8 protein-coding genes are annotated in these 13526 nt (G+C 61.0%); 1 reads left to right on the top strand and 7 read right to left on the bottom strand.

What is annotated here, in order from left to right; translation table 11 throughout:
• Window positions 1–136 precede the first annotated feature (136 nt).
• Window positions 137–931, bottom strand: a complete 795-nt coding sequence (locus tag AK81_RS24120) for a tetratricopeptide repeat protein (RefSeq protein WP_043203242.1) — start codon at window positions 929–931, stop codon at window positions 137–139.
• Window positions 932–1138: 207 nt separating this feature from the next.
• Between AK81_RS24120 and AK81_RS24115 the strand changes: the two genes are divergently transcribed.
• On the top strand, window positions 1139–1696 hold the full coding sequence (locus AK81_RS24115) for a WYL domain-containing protein (RefSeq protein WP_043203240.1): 558 nt from the start codon (window positions 1139–1141) through the stop codon (window positions 1694–1696).
• 113 nt (window positions 1697–1809) lie between these two features.
• Here the strand turns inward: AK81_RS24115 and AK81_RS24110 are convergent, their stop codons facing one another.
• From AK81_RS24110 to AK81_RS24085, 6 genes are all read right to left on the bottom strand, one after another.
• On the bottom strand, window positions 1810–2673 hold the full coding sequence (locus AK81_RS24110; protein WP_043203238.1) for an ABC transporter permease: 864 nt from the start codon (window positions 2671–2673) through the stop codon (window positions 1810–1812).
• A gap of 13 nt (window positions 2674–2686) precedes the next feature.
• Window positions 2687–3550 carry an ABC transporter ATP-binding protein gene (locus AK81_RS24105; RefSeq protein ID WP_043203237.1) on the bottom strand — a complete coding sequence of 288 codons (864 nt, stop codon included), beginning with the start codon at window positions 3548–3550 and terminating at the stop codon, window positions 2687–2689.
• 6 nt (window positions 3551–3556) lie between these two features.
• Complete coding sequence (locus AK81_RS24100) at window positions 3557–4576, bottom strand: ABC transporter substrate-binding protein (protein WP_043203235.1); 1020 nt, start codon at window positions 4574–4576, stop codon at window positions 3557–3559.
• Between the two features lie 17 nt (window positions 4577–4593).
• Window positions 4594–5493: a TauD/TfdA dioxygenase family protein gene (locus tag AK81_RS24095; RefSeq protein ID WP_043203233.1), complete on the bottom strand. Its 900-nt coding sequence runs from the start codon at window positions 5491–5493 to the stop codon at window positions 4594–4596.
• Between the two features lie 198 nt (window positions 5494–5691).
• Window positions 5692–6033 (bottom strand): hypothetical protein, encoded by a 342-nt coding sequence (locus tag AK81_RS24090; RefSeq protein ID WP_043203231.1) that lies wholly within the window; start codon window positions 6031–6033, stop codon window positions 5692–5694.
• A 323-nt stretch (window positions 6034–6356) separates the two neighbouring features.
• Window positions 6357–13526: immunoglobulin-like domain-containing protein (locus AK81_RS24085; RefSeq protein WP_043203229.1), on the bottom strand; the 7170-nt coding region annotated here is incomplete at its 5' end.

Here is a 13526-nt window from a genome sequence, read left to right as displayed (position 1 = left end):
GTTGTTCATTTTTTAGCCTGTGCCGGCCTCTTCGCGGGCACGCCCGCTCCCACAGGTGCTCCACAAATTCTGAGGCTTGTGGTTTTCCTGTGGGAGCGGGCGTGCCCGCGAAGAGGCCGGCTCAGGCTACAAAAGATCAGGACTGAATCTGGTCTTCCAGCTTCATGGTCAAGGCCAATGTGCTGCCCATCTGCACCGCCCGGTCCCGCCACTCCTGGTAACGCAACGCGTCGCGGCTGCTGAAATGCACCGCCAGTTCCTCTGCCGCCTGCACCACCCCCGCCGCTGCCGCCAGCTCCAGCCAGTACAGCGCGGCCTTGAGGTCGGCTTCTACATACAGCCCGTGCATCAGCCGGTAACCCACCTCAAAGCGACAACGTGCTTCACCCCGCTCTGCCCCACGCATGAACCACTGATAGGCCTGAACCAGGTCGACCTGCCAGTCCAGGTCGCCATCGCACACCTCCTCCTCATACAGGTCGCCCAATGCTGCGGCCGCGTGGAGCATGCCCCGTTCGAAGGCCTGCCGGTAGCACTCAGCCGCCTGCACGTAGGAAGGGTCGATGCCTTTGCCAAAATAATGCTGCTGCCCAAGGTTGAACCAGGCGCCGGCATTGCCCTGCAGGGCCGCCATGCGCAGCAGGTGGCCGGCCAGAACAGTATCGGCACGCCAGTACTTGCCGTTGAGCCAGATCCAGCCGAGGTCGTTGAGTGCCGCCACGCTGCCTAGCAACGCCTGGCGGCGCAGGTCGGCATACACCGCCTGCAGGTCGCTGGCCTCATCCAGGCGGTTGACCAGCATCGAGCGCTGGCTGGGCAAACCCACACCGGCAAACAGCCGCTGTCGCCTGCCGACAGGGGCCGGTGGCGCAATGACCCGCTCGGGAAGAAGGCGGGCAAGCAGCGAATGGATATTGCTGGCAGCAGACATGTTCATCCTCATTGAACGACGCACAACCTCAACCTTCGGCTGTGATGAGGCGTGATTCTGCGTGACGTCACGTCAAAACCTGTCGCGAACGAATCGGCACATGGCAACCAAATGCGAGTTCCTTGATCTGAGCAGGCTGTGGCCAATTGCCATACAGCACGCGTGCCGCCATCCTGTTGCGGCAAGCCTAGACAAGGACGTTACATTTTGCCGTTCGCCACCACTCGCGCCACCCTCAGCCGACAGTGGGCGCTGCTGCGCCAGCTGCCCAATCGCTCCCCCGGCATTACCAGCGCGGAGCTGGTCTGGGGCCTGCGCGATGTGGGCTTCACGGTCAGCAAACGCACTGTCGAGCGCGACCTCAATGAGCTGTCGCTGATCTTCCCGCTGGAGCGCAATGACAAGAGCATCCCGTTCGGCTGGCACTGGTCGGCGAGTGCGGTGGGCGAGTTGCGCGGTAACTTCGACTTGCTGACGCACCTGCGGGGGGATGCGTTGCAACCGGCGAAGGGCGAGGGCGTGGAGCTGGTGGCGCGGATCAGCGATGCACTGGCACGGCAGTTGCGCGATGCGCCGTTGAGCAGCGACATGCAGCTGACGGCGCTGGAACATGGGCATCGGTTGCGGGCCACGGTGAGTGACGGCTGGCCGTTGCGTTGGTGGCTGCTGAGCCATGGGGATGGGTTGGTGGTGGAGCAGCCTGGCGGATTGCGAGAGGAGATTGGCAAGATCCTGAGCAATGCGGCAGCTCAGTACCTGAGTTGATAGCCTGTATTGGCCCTATCGCCGGCAAGCCAGCTCCCACAGGAAAGCCACAAGCCTCACGACCTGTGGAGTACCTGTGGGAGCTGGCTTGCCGGCGATAGGGCCGGTACAGGTCAGCGCTGCATCCCCCAACGCCGCACGGTCAGCCGCTCCAGGGTGTTGAACACCAACCCTTCCACCAGCAAACCGATCAGGATCACCACCGCCAACCCGGCAAATACCTTGTCGGTATACAGCTCGTTGCGGTTCTGGAAGATGTACCAGCCCAGCCCGCCTTTACCGCTGCTGGCACCAAACACCAGTTCGGCGGCAATCAGGGTGCGCCAGGCAAAGGCCCAGCCGATCTTCAGCCCCGACAGGATCGACGGCAAGGCCGCCGGCACGAGGATGTGCAGCACCAGCCGCAGCCCTTTCAGGCCATAGTTGCGGCCCGCCATGCGCAGTGTTTCCGACACGCCAAGAAAGCCCGCGTAGGTATTCAGCGCCAAGGCCCACAGCACCGAATGCACCAGCACGAAGATCAGGCTGTTGTCGCCCAGCCCGAACCACAGCAAGGCCAGCGGCAGCAGGGCAATGGCCGGCAGCGGGTTGAACATCGAGGTTAACGTGCCCAGCAGGTCGCGGCCCATCTGGGTCGAAACCGCCAGGCTGGTCAGGCCGAATGCCAGGACGATGCCCAGGACATAACCCTTGAGCAGGATCACCAGCGAAACGCCAACCTTGGCCGGCAGTTCCCCGCTGATCATGCCGTCCCACAGGGCGGCGGCGGTTTGCAAAAAGCTCGGCAATAGCAGGTCGTTGTCCTGATAGCGGGCGACGGCCTCCCACAGCACAGCGATCACCAGCAGGATAACCGCCTTGCGTAGCCAGCCTTGTTGCCACAGGCGCTGGGCCAACGGCAGTTGTCGTTCCAGAGGCACACTGAGCAGGGGCTGCAGCTGCACCTCGTATTCCTGGCGTACAGGTGTAGTGGTCATGGCTGAAGTCCTGTCAGTAAGCGATGCGAATATCGTTGAAGGCAAGGTCGTCAGGCTGTTCCGGGGTATCCGCCTCGTCAAACAGCAGACGGTGGATACGCCGGGCACTGGCCTGGAAGTCGCTGCCACCCAGGCTGCCCAGGTCGTACTGATGGCTGTGCACTTCGGCCCGTACCCGCCCCGGGTGGGGAGACAGCAGCAGGATGCGGTTGCCGACCACCAGCGCTTCCTCGATGGAGTGGGTCACGAACAGCAGGGTGAACCGCACTTCCTCCCACAGCAGCAACAGCTCTTCCTGCATCTTGCGCCGGGTCAGCGCATCAAGGGCGGCGAACGGCTCATCCATCAACAGGATCTTTGGCTGTGTGGCCAGGGCCCGGGCAATCGCCACGCGTGCCTTCATGCCGCCCGACAAGGTGTGCGGATAGGCATCGGCGAATGCGGCCAGGCCGACCTTTTCCAGGTAATGCAGCGCCCGCTCTTCGGCTTCGGCGCGCTTGAGCTGGCCAGACACCAGCAGCGGGAACATGACGTTCTGCTTTACCGTTTTCCACGGCGGCAGCTGGTCGAACTCCTGAAACACCACGATGCGGTCGGGGCCTGGGCCACGGACCGCCTGGCCCTGCAGCAGAATCTGCCCTTCCTGCGGCGGGATGAAACCGGCGACGGCCTTGAGCAAGGTGGACTTGCCGCAGCCTGAGGGGCCGAGCAGCACAAAGCGGTCGGCCCGGTCGACTTCGAAGCTGACCTGGTGGGTGGCCCGCACCACGCGCTGCGCAGTGCGGTATTCGAGGCTGAGGTTATCCACCTTGAGCAAAGGCGGCGTTGCGACACGGCTCAGGTTGCTGGCCGTGTGGCCTGGCAATGGGGCGGTCATGATCGATCAGCTCCCCTGCAGCGGGCGTTCATCCTGGAAGAAGTAGTCCTTCCACGATTCCGGCTTGTGCTTGATGGCGCCTACCCGATAGAGAAAATCGGCCAGCTTGTAGGTGTTCTTTGGTGTGACGGTGAATTCGTACTGCGGGTTGTCGATCAGCTTGATCAACGCGTCGCGGTCGATCTTGGCCTTGGTCACGCGGATGTAAGTGTCGGCGGCAGCTGCCTTGTCTTTCTGGGCAAAGTCTGCGGCTTCGGCCAGGGCGTCAACGAAGGCCTTGTAGGTTTTAGGGTTGTCCTGGCGGAATTTCTCGGTGGCAAACAGCAAGGTCGGCGAGTTGGGGCCGAGCAGGTCATAGCTGTTGAGCACCACATGCACGTCCTTGTTGGCCAGTACCTGGTCCTGGAACGGCGGGTTGGAGAAGTGCCCGTTCAGCTCGGTACCGCCGGCCAGCAGCGCGGCGGTGGCATCGGGGTGCGGTACGGCGAGGGTGTATTTGTCCAGGCGGTTGTATTCCTTGTCGCCCCACTGCTGGGCGGCGGCGTACTGCAGGAAGCGCGACTGCACCGAAACACCGACCGCTGGCACGGCGATGCGGTCTTTGTTGGAGATGTCGGCAATGGTCTTGACGTTGGGGTTGCTGCTGACCAGGTAGTACGGGAAGTTACCCAGCGAGGCCACGGCCTTCACGTTCTGCCGACCCTTGGTGCGGTCCCACACCGTAAGCAGCGGGCCGACACCCGCGCCGGCGATGTCTACCGAACCGGACAGCAGTGCGTCGTTGATGGCCGAGCCACCCGACAGCTGGGCCCAGTCGACTTCGATGTCGATGCCGTGCTCCTTGCCGTGCTTTTCGATCAGGTGCTGGTCACGCACCACGTTCAGCAGCAGGTAAACGATGCCGAACTGTTCGGCAATGCGGATTTTGCCTTCGGCCTGGGCCACTGCAGGGGCAGCCAGGCTGCCAACGACCAGGCTTGCGCCCAGGCCGATGCTTGCCGCCAGGCGGCTGATGGATTTGCGCATGATGATTTCCTCAGTCGTCAGAACGGGGCGTCGCCCTGGATGGTGGTGCGGTACAGCTTGCGGCGCAGGTGTGTGGGGCAGCCGGCGGCCAGATGGATCAGCGAGCGGTTGTCCCAGAACACCAGGTCGTGGGGCTGCCATTGGTGCCGGTAGATGTTCTGCTCCAGCACGCTCAGGGCGTACAGCTGCTGCAGCACGTCGCGGCTTTCATCGTCTGGCAGGCCGACGATGCGGGTGGTGAAGCCTTCACTGACAAACAGTGCCTTGCGGCCGTTTTCCGGGTGGGTGCGGACCACCGGGTGGATAACTTCCTGTACCTGCGCTAATTGCTCGGCGGTCAGGTTCGGGCGCCAGTTGCCTTCGAATTTGGTTTCGGCGTAACGGGCAGTGTAGGAGTGGGCAGCACTGCGGCCCTCGACCACTTTGCGCAGGGCGTCGGGTACGGCGTCCCAGGCTTTGTGCATATCGGCGAACAGCGTGTCGCCGCCTTCGCTGGGCAGTTCCTGGGCATGCAGCATGGAACCGAGGCTGGGCAGCGTTTTGTAGGACAGGTCGGAGTGCCAGAACTTGCCGGCATCACCCAGGCCGATGTTCTGGCCGTTTTCGATGATGTTGGAAACGATCAGGATCTCGGGGTGGCCTGTAAGCAGGAACTGCTTGAGCACATGGATCTGCAACTCACCAAAGCGGCGGCTGAAGGCAACCTGCTGTTCCGGGCTGATGCGCTGGTCGCGGAACACCAGCACATGGTGGTCGAGGTGGGCGCGATGGATACGGGCGAAATCCTTGGCGTTGACCGGTTTGGCCAGGTCCAGGCCGATGATCTCGGCGCCTACGGCACCGGAGAACGGGCGGATTTCGAAAACTTGCGGCTGGGCGCTGTCGATGGTCGACAAGGCGTTCGAGGCGGCTGACATTTATCACTCCCACGCAGTGCGCGACTTCAACGGCGCGCAACGATCAGAAACGCACGGGGTTTTCCCGTGTGGGTTCAAGTCGTGCGGCACATCGATTGGTCGACGGGTACGCAGTGAGAGTGACTATAAAGTCATAAGGGAGATATTTTAAATACCTTTAAGGAATATACATATCACGGAGTTCTACTCGCCCTGCGATCAGATCAACCCGCCCTGCTCTTCTTCATCGATCAGGTTGTTCAAGCTGCTGAGCGCCTTGCGCGCCGTAGAGCGGTTAAGCAGTTTAGCCTGGGCACCTGGCGGCAGGTCGGTGATCTTGAATACACCTTTGGCGGTCAGCACATCGATCAGGTCCTCAAGCACGCGAATCATGTCCAGGTCGCTTTGCTTGAGCTGGTTGAGGCTGTTTTCCACGACGTCGTCGGCAAACCATTCCTGGATCTCGGCATGGTCAGCGGGGAGCATTTCGGTGAACTGGTCAAAAGCGGCTGCTTCTACCCGCAGCAACTGGCCGGTGGCGTCGCGTTGCACGTAGAACATGGCGGTGTCCCTCGTCACGTTGATTCCTTGTTGGTAGACAGCAGCATAGGCAAAGATCGCCGGGCGCGCAGGCCCGGCGCAAGAGTATGCGCTGTGGTGGGGGTTGCGGGAAAGAGCCGGTAATGGCCCTGCCTGCCTAACGCGATCCCTGTAGGAGCGGCCTTGTGTCGCGATCGGGCCGCACAGCGGCCCCGGCGATCTCGGCATTGCTGCTGAAACCGTGGGGCCGCTGCGCGGCCCGATCGCGACACAAGGCCGCTCCTACAACGGACCAGTGTCAGCCAGTGATGGGCGATTGGGCTGCAGAGCAGCCCGCTAGCGCATCAGCTGTCTTTGTTGTGGATGATGATGGTCGGGTCAGCACCGCTGATCAACGAGTTGACCGTGGTGTTGGACCAGTTCACCCCTTCGAGCTTGATGGTCACATCGGCATTTGCCAGACCGCCAGCAGCGTTGAGCTTGCCTTCGCTGCTGACCTGCAGCGTCGTCGTGCCGTCCACCGTGGTGAGTTTCAGGTAATTGTCGATGGTGCTGCCTTTCTCGCCTTGAAGCAGATCGCTCAGGTCGATCTTGTCTTTTTCAGCCACCTTGAAGTCTTTGATCACATCGTTGCCAATGTCACCAGCCTTCCACACGAAGGTGTCGGCACCACTGCCACCGATCAGGATATCGTCGCCCTGGCCACCGATCAGGATGTCCTTGCCGCTACCGCCCAGCAGGATGTCGTTGCCTTTGCCACCGTCGAGCGTGTCATCACCACCTTGGCCGAAGAGGATGTCGTTGCCATTGCCGCCGGACAAGAAGTCCTTGCCATCGTTGGCACCGGAGATATCGAACTCGGTGTAGTGCTCGGTGATGTACTGATGCACGTTGCTGGTGGTAACAGCACTGGCCTCGACGCCGCTCTTCTGCGCAACGTACGCCTGCAGGGCCTGGTAGCCCTCGCTGACGACACCGTTGAGGGTGATCAGGTCACCGAAGATGATGTCGTTGCCGTTGCCGCCATCGATGGTGTCTGCACCTGGCAGGGTCGCCTCGGAGTGGCCGAGAATCGCCTTGGCCAGATCGGACGGGTCGATGTTGGTCTTGGGGTTGCCTGCGGTATCGTACGCTTTCAGGTCGTTCAGCGTGACATCGCTGTTCAGGCCAATCGCCTGCACCTTGCTCAGGCCGTTAGCTTTGTCACCCAGTACGGTAAAGCTCGCAGTGGAACCTGCCGCCGAGTAGTAATAGTTCCAGTAGTCAGCGTACCCAGTACCGTCCAGGCTGGAGGTCTCGTAGGTACCATCACCCTGCGCATGGATCGTCCCGATCTCCTTGGTCGAGTCGAGCCTGCCATTACTCCTGTAGGTAGAGACGGTAATGGTTCCGTTACTGCTGATGTCGACCTTGTGCGTACTGTCGGCCCAGGCGCTGAAGGTTTCGCCAATCTTGTAATTGTTGACGTTGACCACGTCATCCAGATACTTGCCATTGCTCCACAGGCGAGGGTTGGTGTTTTCCCCGCTCTGGTAGTAAGTCGGCTTGCCATCAGTGATGAAGTAGGTGAGGTTCTCCGCACCCGAGTTGCTCAAGGCCACAGTGCTCTTGAAGAAGTTGGACGTGGTCTTGAAGGCGTCTTCGTAGTTGGTACCACCGCCGTAGCGAGAACCGCCCACCATCGAGTCCAGTACCGTCTGCAACTTGCTCAGGGCATCGGTATCGTTCAGGTTCACCGTCACGTTCTTGTTGACCTGGGTGTCGAAGTCTACCAAGAAGATGTTCACGGTCCCGGAGGTGTCGGAGCCCAGGCTCGCCTGGAGTGTCTTGAACACAGACGCCAGCTGGGCCTTGGCCGAAGCAACCGAATCGTCGCTCATGCTGCCCGAGCTATCGACCATGAAGGCAATGTTGTAGTTCTTGCCAGCAACCACATTCAAGCCCGACACGTCGGCGACGATGATGTCGTTGCCTTCGCTGCCGGTCATGGTGTCGTTGCCCGAGGTACCCACGCTGGCCTTGTAGGTTGCGGCGTACACCGTCACCGGGATGTTGCCGGTGGTGATGGCCGAACCGCCCAGGCTTTCGGTGGCAGTCGAGGTGACAGTGATGTCGAACGAGCCTTTGTAATAGGCCGGCGGAGTCAGGGTCAGGCCGCTGAGTTTCCAGCCGGTCACATCCACCGGAGTGCTGCCTACGGTGACCGTATGGCCTGCACCATCACTGAGTACAGTGCCTTTCGGAATGCCGCTGAGGGACACGTTCAGGGTTTCGGAACCGTCGGTGTCGGTCAGGGCAGTGGTAATACCGACCAGTTTCACCGAGCCACCTTCCGGCCCTTCGTTCAGCTTGTAGCCGTCGTAGTAGCTCTGACCATTCACGGTGTGCAGGTCGGACACGCCCAGGCCAGCGTTGGCCATCTCGGTCACGTTCTGATACATCTTGACGTTCGAGCTGCTCAGGTCAGTGACAGCACCCGAGCCTACCTGGATGTTCAGGTCGTAGCTGCCTGGACCGGACTGGTTGGCGTGGTAGACCTCGATCGGGTAGTAGCCGCTGGTATTCGGGGTGAAGGTGCCCGAAACCTGGCCACCGGCACCCCAGGTGGCGGTGACCACAGTCTTGCCACCAATGGTGACCACGAAGCTGTCGTCAGCAATACCGCTGAAGGTGTAGGTTTTGCCGGCTTCCAGGTAGATCAGGCCCGACGTTTTCGAGCCGCTGCCACCTGCAACGCTTGCATCGGACTGCACGTTGTTGGTGGTGCTGCTGGAGTTGGCGTTGCCAGAGTTGGCAAATACTGTCTTCAGCTCTTCACCGGTAATGCCGTTACCGCCGGTACCCAGGTTTTTCAGGGTCGTCCAGACTTCCTTGGTCAGGCCTTTGGAGTCGATATCGGCGCTGCCGAAGCTCAGGGTTGGCTTGTCGGCAACCGGGCTGATATCGACCTTCATGGTCACTTCGCTGCCCAGGTTGGTGCCATCGTTCGGCTTGAACTTGAACTGCGCGTAGTCGGCCTTCTGGTTACCGACGCCATTGCCACCGTAGTTGTCCGAACCCGACTCGTTGAGGGACGGGACGAACTTCAGTTTATTGGCAGTGATGTCAGCCTGGCTGACCACTTGGCCAACGGTCACATTCACCCATGCAGTACCGTTGAAGAATTGCAGGCTGCCGGCGCCAGGGATCGAGGTAATGGTCACCGACAGACCGGTGTTGCCATCGGCATCGGTGACTTTGAAATCACCCCAGGCGAACACGTAGTCGGTGTCTTCCACGCCAAATACCGCGCCGCCAGGCGAAACCGGCAGGTGGTCGTTGTCGAGGATGGTGGTAGTTACGCTCGACTTGCTGCTGTCGACCTGCAGGTTCTCGAAGTTGCCACCGGTGGCAGTTTCGATTTTCACCACGAAGTTCTCGGTACCTTCGACCAGCTTGTCGTCGATGGTCGCGATGTTGAACGTCGTACCTGTGCTATTGGCCGGGATCTTCACGGTGGTGACACCGTTGAAGTCCTCACCGTTTTTGGCGGTGCCGCTGTAGCTCAGGGTGATGGTGACTTCGGCCTTGGAGGCGTTGCTCAGGGTCAGCGTGTACTGGCCGGTTTCGCCCTCGGTCAGCGAAGTGGTGCCGGTGATGCCGACCGTGGTGACGTCACCTTGGTTGCCGGTGCCTGGGGTACCAGAGCCTGGCTCGTCGGTCACGGTGGTGCTGACCGAGGTCTTGTCCAGGGTCAGTTGCTCGAACTTGCCAACATCAGTGCCGCTGACCGAAGCGATCGACTTGATCACAGGGTCGTTCGCACCGACATAGACGTTGTCCGGGGCAGTCACGGTGGCAGTACCCACGGTGCCGTTGGCCGGCACGGTGATGGTGGTCTTGCCATCGTTCAGCGTGAAGGTCAGCGCCGAGTGGTTGTTGATCGGCAGGCCGTCCTTGTTGGTCAGCGTCACGGTGTAGGTGATAACGCCGCCTTCGGTGACCGACGAGGTCGCAGTCAGTTTCGCGATGACTTCGTCGTTGGTGTCGGTGACGTTGACCTTCGCCGCGTCGCCCAGCTGCAGGTTCTCGAAGGTACGGCCGCCGATATCGGCTGCCGACTTGATGCCCAGGCTGATTTCACCGGCATCTTTGTAGACGTCGTCACCTTGTGCAGCGTGCTCGTACGGCGCGCTGGTCTGGCCGGCTTTGATGGTGACCTGGGCGTTGTTGCTCAGGGTCACGACCAGGTCATTGGCCAGGGCGGTGTTGATGTGCACGGTGAAGGTCGGTTTGACGTTCTCGGCCACCGAGGTCTGGTCGGCGGTGATGGTGACCAGCACCAGGTCGCCCTGGTTGCCGGTGCCCGGAGTGCCCGAACCTGGCTCGTCGGTGACCGCGGTGCTGACCGGGGTCTTGTCCAGGGTCAGTTGCTCGAACTTGCCGACGTCAGCGCCAGTCACCGACTGGATAGCCTTGACTACCGGCGCGTTGGTGCCGGTGTAGACGTTGTCCGGAGCAGTGACCGTAGCAGTGCCGGTTGTACCGTTAGCCGGGATGGTGATGGTGGTTTTGCCATCGTCCAGGGTAAAGGTCAGCGCACCGTGCTTGTCGATTGGCAGGCCGTCTTTGTTGGTAAGGGTCACGGTGTAGGTGATCACGCCGCCTTCGGTGACCGACGAGGTCGCCGTCAGTTTCGCGATGACTTCGTCGTTGGTGTCGGTGACATTGACCTTCGCCGCGTCGCCCAGCTGCAGGTTTTCGAAGGTACGGCCGCCGATGTCGGCTGCCGACTTGATACCCAGGCTGATTTCACCGGCGTCTTTGTAGACGTCGTCGCCTTGTGCAGCGTGCTCGTACGGCGCGCTGGTCTGGCCGGCCTTGATGGTGACCTGGGCGTTGTTGCTCAGGGTCACGACCAGGTCGTTGGCCAGGGCGGTGTTGATGTGCACGGTGAAGGTCGGTTTGACGTTCTCGGCCACCGAGGTCTGGTCGGCGGTGATGGTGACTTTGACCAAGTCACCTTCGTTGTTGCCGCCTGGGTTGCCCGGAGTGCCTGGCTCGTCAGTAACGGTGGTGCTGACCGGGGTTTTATCCAGGGTCAACTTCTCGAACTTGTCGACGTCAGCGCCTGCAACGGTCGCGATGGCGTTGACCACTGCAGGGTTGCTGCCGACGTAGACGTTGTCCGGAGCAGTCACAGTGATCGAGCCGCTGGTGCCATTGGCCGGTACGGTGATGACGGTTTTGCCGTCGCTCAGCGTGAAGGTCAGGGCGCCGTGGTTGTTGATCAGCAGACCGTCTTTGTTGGTCAGGGTGATGGTGTAGGTGATTTCGCCGCCTTCGGTGACCGAAGGGGTGGCGGTCAGTACCGTGAAGGTCGGTTTGACGTTTTCCGCCACCGAGGTCTGGTCGGCCGTGATGGTGACTTTGACCAGATCGCCTTCGTTGTTGCCGCCTGGGTTGCCCGGGGTACCTGGCTCGTCAGTGACCTGAGTGCTGACCGGGGTTTTATCCAGGGTCAGCTTCTCGAACTTGTCGACGTCAGCGCCCGCAACGGTCGCGATGGCGTTGACCACTGCTGGGTTGCTGCCAACGTAGACGTTGTCCGGAGCGGTGACTGTGATCGAGCCGCTGGTGCCATTGGCCGGTACGGTGATGACGGTTTTACCGTCGCTCAGCGTGAAGGTCAGGGCGCCATGGTTGTTGATCAGCAGACCGTCTTTGTTGGTCAGGGTGATGGTGTAGGTGATCTCGCCACCTTCGGTGACCGAAGGGGTAGCGGTCAGCTTCGCGATCACTTCATCGGTGGTGTCGGTCACATCGACCTTGGCCGAGCCGCCCAACTCCAGGTTCTCGAAGGTACGGCCGTCGATATCGGCTGCCGACTTGATGCCCAGGCTGATTTCGCCAGCGTCTTTGTAGACGTCGTCGCCTTGTGCCGCATGCTCGTACGGCGCGCTGGTGTCGCCGGCCTTGATGGTGACTTGAGCATTGTTGCTCAGGGTCACGACCAGATCGTGGTCCAGTGGCTGGTTGATGTGCACGGTGAACGTCGGTTTGACGTTCTCGGCTACCGAGGTCTGGTCAGCCGTGATGGTGACTTTGACCAAGTCGCCCTCGTTGTTGCCGCCTGGGTTGCCCGGAGTACCTGGCTCATCAGTGACCTGAGTGCTGACCGGGGTTTTATCCAGGGTCAACTTCTCGAACTTGTCGACGTCAGCGCCTGCAACGGTCGCGATGGCGTTGACCACCGCTGGGTTGCTGCCGACGTAGACGTTGTCCGGTGCGGTGACAGTGATCGAACCGCTGGTGCCATTGGCCGGTACGGTGATGACGGTTTTGCCGTCGCTCAGCGTGAAGGTCAATGCACCGTGGTTGTTGATCAGCAGACCGTCTTTGTTGGTCAGCGTGATGGTGTAGGTGATCTCGCCGCCTTCGGTAACCGAAGGTGTAGCGGTCAGCTTCGCGATCACTTCATCGGTGGTGTCGGTGACGTCTACTTTCGCAGCGCCGCCCAGCTCCAGGTTCTCGAAGGTACGGCCGTCAACGTCCACAGCGGACTTGATGCCCAGGCTGATCTCGCCAGCGTCTTTGTAGACGTCATCGCCTTGTGCAGCGTGCTCGTACGGCGCGCTGGTGTCGCCGGCCTTGATGGTGACCTGGGCATTGTTGCTCAGGGTCACGACCAGATCGTGGTCCAGTGGCTGGTTGATGTGCACAGTGAAGGTCGGTTTGACGTTCTCGGCCACCGAGGTCTGATCAGCCGTGATGGTGACCTTGACCAGGTCGCCTTCGTTGTTGCCGCCTGGGTTGCCCGGAGTGCCTGGCTCGTCGGTGACAGTAGTCTTGACCTCGGTTTTATCCAGGGTCAGCTTCTCGAACTTGTCGACATCAGCGCCTGCAACGGTCGCGATGGCGTTGACCACCGCTGGGTTGGCACCGACGTATACGTTGTCCGGAGCGGTGACGGTGATCGAACCGCTGGTGCCGTTGGCCGGTACGGTGATGACGGTTTTGCCGTCGCTCAGCGTGAAGGTCAGGGCGCCGTGGTTGTTGATCAACAGGCCGTCTTTGTTGGTCAGCGTGATGGTGTAAGTGATCTCGCCGCCTTCAGTGACCGAAGGGGTAGCGGTCAGCTTCGCGATCACTTCGTCGGTGGTGTCGGTGACGTCCACTTTCGCAGCGCCGCCCAACTCCAGATTTTCGAAGGTCGCACCGGTAGCGTCCACAGCCGACTTGATGCCAACACTGATTTCGCCGGCGTCCTTGTAGACGTCGTCACCCTGTGCAGCATGCTCGTATGGCGCGCTGGTGTCGCCAGCCTTGATGGTGACCTGGGCGTTGTTGCTCAGGGTCACGACCAGATCGTGGTCCAGCGGCTGGTTCACGTGCACCGTGAAGGTCGGTTTGACGTTTTCCGCCACCGAGGTCTGGTCGGCCGTGATGGTGACTTTGACCAGATCGCCTTCGTTGTTGCCGCCTGGGTTGCCCGGGGTACCTGGCTCGTCAGTGACCTGAGTGCTGACCGGGGT

The sequence above is a fragment of the Pseudomonas putida W15Oct28 genome (genome assembly GCF_000708715.2).
GTDB classification, from domain to species: domain Bacteria; phylum Pseudomonadota; class Gammaproteobacteria; order Pseudomonadales; family Pseudomonadaceae; genus Aquipseudomonas; species Aquipseudomonas putida_R.
The sequence above is the reverse complement of the archived record's forward strand: the minus strand, read 5'-3'. Positions and strand labels throughout refer to the sequence as shown.